The following is a 6636-nucleotide window of genomic DNA, read 5'->3' as shown; positions in this document are numbered from 1 at the left end:
GCCGCGCTCCGGCCTGGTCGTGACAGGGACCTCCAATCCGGATGAGCGGCGATGGTCGATGAGGGCCGATGGTCTCCCCGTGGCACAGCTCTTCGACCTGCGCCGGCTCGGCCAGCCCATGCTCGACAGCGGTACCATTACCGGCTCACTGGAGCTGAGGGCCTTGCACGATGCCTTTCGCTTCGAGGCGAAGCTGGCCTCGCGCGCCGCGCGCCTGCCCTCTCTCGATGAGGATTCCGCGAAGCCCTCGGTCCTGGGCAGACCTACGGAAATCAAGGTCGACGTTGCCGGCTCCTGGAAGCCCGCGGAAGGCGCTCTTGACGTCCCGCGCTGGAGCGCGCAGATCGAAGGGGCCACGGCGTCGGGATCCCTGGCGCTGCGCGATATCAAGACGGATGCCGCTGTCGACCTGGCGCTCGAAATAGAGCGGGTCGATTTCGCTAAGCTCCTGCACACCTGGGGGCTGGAGGCTCCCGAGAGTCTGGGCGTCAAATCTGGCGGCCCGACGGTCGAGCTGGGCTCGGCGACGCTGTCGGCCACCGCGCGAGGACGCACCTCGCAGCCCGCCTCCTTCGTGGTGACCCAGAAGCTCGACTTCACGCCCCCCGAGCCAATTCCGTCCCCCGTCCTGAAGCTGCGGGGAGACTTCGTTCACCAGGCGGTCAGTGAATCTGGAGCGGTGCGGACGATCGTCGTTTCGCCTTCCTCTCCCGATTTCATCCCTCTCGATGCGGTGCCGCCCCTGTTCCTGCGCGCTTTGCTGATCGCCGAGGATGCGGGCTTCTACGGCCATCCCGGCATCGACCTTCGAGAGGTTCCTTCGGCGCTCATTACCGATTGGAACCGCGGCGGCGCGGCACGCGGCGCTTCGACGATTACGCAGCAGCTGGCCAAGAACCTGTTCCTGTCCCGCGAGAAGCAGCTCGGACGCAAGGTCCAGGAGCTTTCGGTCACCCTCCTGCTCGAGGCGGCGCTCAGCAAGCGGCGCATTCTCGAGATCTACCTGAACGTCATCGAGTGGGGGCCGGGGCTGTATGGCCTGCGGCCCGCGGCGCGCGTCTATTTCGATCGGGAGCCGGCCGACCTGACGCCGGCCCAGATGGCCTTCCTGATCTCCATCATTCCCGGCCCGCTGAAATATCAGAGCTCTTTCGCGCACGGCACGCCCGGACCGGGACTCCGCAAGCTGGTCGACAACCTGCTCGCCAAGCTGCGCTCCGTCGACGCCCTGACCGAAGAGGAATACCAGTCGGCCCTGGCCGAGGGGATCGTGGTCAGCGGTCGCGGAGCGCCCGCCTCGCAGCCGACCGGTGGCACCCCCGAACCATCCGACGACGACGAGCAAGAGCTCCGATGACGCTTCGATGCCATCCGCCGCCGGCGTTTTGGCCCTGAGTGGACCTCGGGCCGCCATCTCCATGCTGGGAATTGGTCAAACCGAAAAGCAGCGGCTAAGGTTGCGAAGCAGCCATTCAGGAAGGGCCGCAGGGCTGTGCGGCCGTGACCCATGGAAAGGAGAAAGCGATGCCGGAAAAAAAGACCCTCGAGAGGGCCGAGCAGGACAAACAAGAGGGGAAATCGCCATCCACGCAGGCGGGAGAGTTCGTCCGCGAGGAGATGGAGCACATCCGGGAAGGAAAGCATGGAGCCCGCTCGACCAAGCAGGCGATCGCCATCGGGCTTTCCAAGGCGCGCCGCGCGGGCGTGAAGCTTGCAGCGCCGCAGCGGGGCACGACCTCCGCAAAGACCCGGCTATCCGCGCGCCGTGACTCGGCGGCCGGCAGGAAAGGATCGCGGCGCAAGCCGAATCCGAACCGATCGGCGGCATCTTCCCGGGCGCTGCAGCGCGAAGGCTCCGCGGCGGCCAGCCGTCCCGCGCTGGCGCGTCAGGCGCGCTCCGCCGCGGCAAAGCGCACCCGCGCCGCGCGATCGCAGTCGGCCAGGATGGGGGCCCGGCACCGCGCTCCCTCGGGGAGATCGCGCTCCCGGCGCAGCGGCGGCGCAGGCAAGCGCCGCTGAGCGCGGGCCCGCAAAGACCTCGAAGAGATCGTACAGAGGAGACCGTTTCGGCGGCCATCGTGCGCCCTCGCTTTCTTGTTGACAATCTACAGGAGTGGGGGTACTCTGCTGTAGGTTTTCTACAGGAGAAGCGATGGCCGATTCGAAAGCGGAGCTGCTGCGGGGCACGCTCGATCTGCTCATCCTGAAGACCCTGGCCTTGCAGCCGATGCACGGCTGGGGCATCGCGCAGCGCATCCAACAGGTCTCCCAGGAAGTTTTCAGCGTGAACCAGGGGTCGCTGTATCCGGCGCTGCACCGTCTCGAGCAGCAGGGCTGGATCGACGCCGACTGGTCGGATTCGGACAACAACCGGCGCGCCAAGTTCTACCGGCTGACCGCCAGGGGGCGAAAGCAGCTGGCGAGCGAGGAGCGCAACTGGGAGCGGGTCGCCGCCGCGGTCGCGCGCATCCTGCAGACGAGCTGACGCCAACGATGGTTCGAAGCACTCGTGCTGTCGAATTGCCGATGCAGATTCCCAATCTCGTGCTCGCTGAATGATGCACCTCTTGAAGCGTTGGGGGCGGCGGTTGCGGCCGGCGCGGGCCGAACGAGAGCTCGATGCCGAGCTGCGCTTCCACGTTGAGGTGCAGACGGAGGCTAATGTCCGCGGCGGGATGGCGCCCGATGAAGCGCGGCGCCAGGCGCTGCTGAGCCTGGGTGGCCTGGAGCAGATCAAAGAAGGAGTTCGAGACCTCCGGCCCGGCGTGTGGCTCGAGACTCTGTGGCAGGACACGCGCTTCGCCATCCGGCTGCTGCGCCGCGATCCGGCCTTCACCGCCGTCGCCATCCTGACCCTCGCCCTCGGCATCGGCGCGAATACCGCCATCTTCAGCGTCGTGTACGGAGTTCTGCTGCGCCCCCTCCCTTATCCGCAGCCGGAGCGTCTCGTCTTCATCCAGCAGGCGCGCAACGAATCCGTGCCGGAAGCCGCCGGGAGAAACCTTCCTCCCACCGATGACGAGCCATTTCCTGTCTCGCCCCCCGTCTTTGCCGACTTCCGGGCAATGACTCGCTCCTTCTCGACGCTCGGCGGCTCGGTCGCGCTGACGCGCAACTTCACCGACGGCGAGCCGGAGCGCCTCGAGGTCGCCGCCGTCACCGGCGGGCTCCTGGAGACCTTGGGCGTCGCCCCGCGTCTGGGCCGGTTCTTCGATGCCGCCGATTTCTCGGAGGAGCGCGACGCCGTGATCCTCGGACACGGCGTTTGGCAGCGGAAGTATGGCGGCGACGCCGCGATCCTGGGCCGGACGATCCATATCGGCGGGAAGCCGTGCGAAGTCATCGGCGTCATGCCGGAAGGTTTCGGCTATCCCGACCAGAGCGAGGCCTGGGTGCCGCTCGTTTTCGCTCCCGGCGAGATGGCGGAGCGCCATTCGCACTACCTCGATGTCGTCGGCAAACTGGCCCCGGGAATCACGCTTGGCCAGGCTCGCGGCGAGCTCGACGCCGTGACCCGGCGCCTCGCGGAGATTCATCCCGATTCGGATCGCGGCTTCGGCGCCCGCGCCACGCTCCTGCACGAAAGGATCGTGGGGCCCGTGCGCGTCCCCCTTCTGGTACTGCTGGGAGCGGTCGGCTTCGTCCTGCTGATGGCTTGTGCCAACGTGGCGCATCTGCTGCTGGCGCGGGCGGCAGCGCGCGAGCGCGAGCTGAGCCTGCGGGCGGCTCTGGGTGCGGGGCGCGCGCGGCTGGTGCGGCAGCTCCTCGTCGAGAGCCTGCTGCTGGCGCTGGTTTCGGGCGTCGCGGGCACGCTGGTCGCTTTTTGGGGAGTCCAGGGCATGCGCGGCCTGATCCCCGACAGCCTGCCGCGGATCGAGTCGATCCGGATTGACCTGCCGGTCCTCGTCTTCACGCTGGCAGCGGCCCTGGCGGCGGCGCTTGCCTTCGGGACCGTCCCGGCGCTGCGTGCCATGAGGAGCGATGTGTCGGAAGCCTTGAAGGAAGGAGCCCGCAGCACCGCCGGCCGCGCGCGGGGCCGGCTTCGCCGGGTGCTGGTGATCGGCGAGGTCATGATCTCGCTGGTGCTTCTCAGCGGCGCCGGCCTGCTCCTCAACACGCTGTGGGGAATGATGCGGACCAATCCGGGATTCGATGCGTCGCACCTGCTCACCGGAAGACTCTATCTTTCCGGTCCCGCCTACGCGGGACGGCAGGCGACGGTCGTGCAGGATGCGCTCGATCGCCTGCGGCGGCTGCCCGGAGTCGGCGGCGCAGCGGCCACCAGCAGCCTGCCGCTTTCAGGCGGCAATCTCAGCTACGGGTTCACGATCGAAGGCGTTACAACGCCGCCCGCGGGCGGCCTCGTCATGGCCGGCCTGCGCGCCGTCACGCCCGATTTTCATCGCGTCATGCGGATTCCCCTGCGTCGCGGCCGCTTCCTGGTCGACAGCGACGCGAAAGACGCTCCCGGCGTGGTGATCGTCAGCGAGGCAATGGCTCGGAAGTTCTGGCCGGACCAGGACTGCATCGGCCGGCGCATTCGCATTGCCCGCGGAAAGGACCCGGGATGGCGGACGATCGTCGGCGTTGTCGGCGATGTCCGCCACGAGGCTCTCTACGTGCCGCCGCAGCCCGAGATGTACGTCCCCTATGCCCAGGAGCCGCTGCCGGCGGTCCAGCTGGCGCTGCGAACTTCGGGCAATCCGATGGATTACGCGGCGGGCCTGCGGCTCTCGGTGGGGGCGGTCGACGCGCAGCTGCCGGTGAGCCGAATCGCTCCGATGTCGGAAGTGGTCGGCGGCTCGATGGCGGACACCCGCTTCAACGGCTTGCTGCTCACCTTGTTCGCGCTTCTGGCCATCGTCCTGGCGGCCGTCGGAATCTACGGCACGCTGGCGCACGGCATCGCCGAGCGCTCCCATGAGCTGGCCATACGCGTGGCGCTCGGAGCGACCTCCCGCGATCTGCTCGCGCTGGTGGTCGGGCACACCTTGCGTCCGGTCGTGATCGGGGGAGCGGCCGGGCTGATCGCGGCGGGGTGGCTCACGCGCCTGCTGAAAAATCAGCTGCATGGGGTGAAGCCGGGCGATCCGGCCACCTTCGCGGCGGTCGCCGCTCTCCTCGGCCTCGTCGCCCTGATCGCCTGCTACCTTCCCGCCCGCCGCGCCGCGCGCATCGACCCGAACCAGGCCCTGCGCCACGAATAAAATTCGATCGCACGCTCCGAGCCGCACCATAAGCAGGAGTCGGCTCGTTGACAGGCGCATGGAACGGATCTAGGTTCGCTGGCCTCTATCTCTCTACCGGAGAATGTCCCTTGAAAGCCATCGTCCATCGGGAATTCGGATCACCCGACGTGCTGCGTTACGAAGAGGTGGAGGCTCCTGTCGCGGGAGCCGGCGAGGTCGTGATCCGGGTGCGGGCCGCCTCCGGCAACCCTCTCGACTGGAAGCTCATGAAAGGGAAGCCGCGCTTCCTCCGCGTGCTGTCCAAGAGGAACCCGGGCGGCTTCATGATCCCGGGACGCGACGTTGCGGGCGTCGTCGAGTCCGCAGGAGCGGGCGTGACGCATCTGGGCCGGGGCGTCGAGGTCTTCGGCGCCTGCCATGGAGCCTTCGCCGAGCTGGCGCGCGCTCCCGTCAGGGCCCTTGCCGTCAAGCCGGCCGGAGTGAGCTTCGAGCAGGCCGCCTCGATCCCAATCGCCGGCGTGAGCGCCCTGCAGGCGGTGCGCGACCAGGGGAGGCTGCAACCGGGCCAGAAGATCCTGGTCAATGGTGCTTCAGGCGGCGTGGGGAGCTTCGCGGTCCAGATCGCGCGATGGATCGGGGGTAGTATCACCGGAGTGTGCAGCACCCGGAACGTGGAGCTGGTTCAATCGCTGGGCGCCGATCGGGTCGTCGATTACACGCAGCAGGATTTCACGCACAGCGAGCGGGATTATGACCTGGTCGTGGACTGCGTCGGCAACCGGTCGCTGTCGGAGTGCCGGCGTGTCCTGAGACCGGGCGGACGATGCATCCTGGTCGGGGCCTCCGACAGCCTGGGAGTGCTCGGAATCCTTGGGAGAATCCTCGGCGCGCTTTGCCTTTCCCCTTTCAGCAGCCGCAAGATCGCCGTGTTCATCGCGAAGCTGAACCCCGAAGACCTCGCACTTTTGGCCGATCTCATGGCGAACGGCAAGATCCGGGCGGTCATCGATCGGACCTACCCGCTGGCCGAGGCCCCCGAGGCGCTTCGTTACCTGCAAACGGAGCACGCCCGCGGCAAGGTGGTCGTCACTTTGAGCTAGAAGCGGAAAACCGGCACTATGGCGACGTACCATCCGCCATGCAGGTCGGTCCCGGAATCGAGGGCGAGATTGAAGTCAGACCGGATCGTATACGACAGCCCCAATCCGTAGGTGTAGGGATGGGCGGGTCCTTGGTCGACCTCGAAGGAGAGTCTCCCTCCGTCGGGATCGTCGACCGTGCCGGTGGCTTCGGCATAGGTGTTCCAGTAGGTGGCATTGAGCCAGACTTGCATCGGCCGCGATCCCGCGCGGCCGTTCCAGCCGGTACGCACCGAGGTCACCACGGCCCTGAAGTTATCGTCGAAGCCGAGATCGGCCTTGGCGACGTTCAGATCGGCCGAGAAAAA

General features: G+C 67.5%; 6 protein-coding genes. 5 read left to right on the top strand and 1 reads right to left on the bottom strand.

Features of this window, described 5'->3' with window-relative positions:
* The 5 genes from VFW45_03575 to VFW45_03555 form a co-directional block, all read left to right on the top strand.
* Positions 1–1357 (top strand): biosynthetic peptidoglycan transglycosylase (locus VFW45_03575; GenBank protein HEU5179846.1); only part of this gene is annotated, 1357 nt, incomplete at its 5' end.
* Positions 1358–1524: 167 nt separating this feature from the next.
* Entirely contained in the window at positions 1525–2019 is a 495-nt protein-coding gene (locus VFW45_03570; GenBank protein ID HEU5179845.1) for a DUF6496 domain-containing protein, read from the top strand.
* Between the two features lie 133 nt (positions 2020–2152).
* A complete protein-coding gene (locus VFW45_03565) occupies positions 2153–2485 on the top strand; it encodes a PadR family transcriptional regulator (protein ID HEU5179844.1) in 333 nt (110 codons plus the stop codon).
* A gap of 82 nt (positions 2486–2567) precedes the next feature.
* Positions 2568–5207, top strand: a complete 2640-nt coding sequence (locus VFW45_03560) for an ABC transporter permease (protein HEU5179843.1) — start codon at positions 2568–2570, stop codon at positions 5205–5207.
* A gap of 110 nt (positions 5208–5317) precedes the next feature.
* Positions 5318–6289 carry an NAD(P)-dependent alcohol dehydrogenase gene (locus VFW45_03555; protein ID HEU5179842.1) on the top strand — a complete coding sequence of 324 codons (972 nt, stop codon included), beginning with the start codon at positions 5318–5320 and terminating at the stop codon, positions 6287–6289.
* Here the strand turns inward: VFW45_03555 and VFW45_03550 are convergent.
* Positions 6286–6636: hypothetical protein (locus VFW45_03550; GenBank protein HEU5179841.1), on the bottom strand; the 351-nt coding region annotated here is incomplete at its 5' end. The genes VFW45_03555 and VFW45_03550 overlap by 4 nt on opposite strands.

This window comes from Candidatus Polarisedimenticolia bacterium, from assembly GCA_035764505.1.
Taxonomy (GTDB): Bacteria; Acidobacteriota; Polarisedimenticolia; order Gp22-AA2; family AA152; genus AA152.
Note: the sequence above shows the minus strand (reverse complement) of the source record. Positions and strands in the feature narration are given on the sequence as shown.

What these genes read in the sequence shown, in the direction of transcription:
- VFW45_03570 (HEU5179845.1), top strand. Translation starts at nt 1,525, where the DNA reads ATGCCGGAAAAAAAGACCCTCGAGAGGGCCGAGCAGGACAAACAAGAG.
- VFW45_03565 (HEU5179844.1), top strand. Translation starts at nt 2,153, where the DNA reads ATGGCCGATTCGAAAGCGGAGCTGCTGCGGGGCACGCTCGATCTGCTC.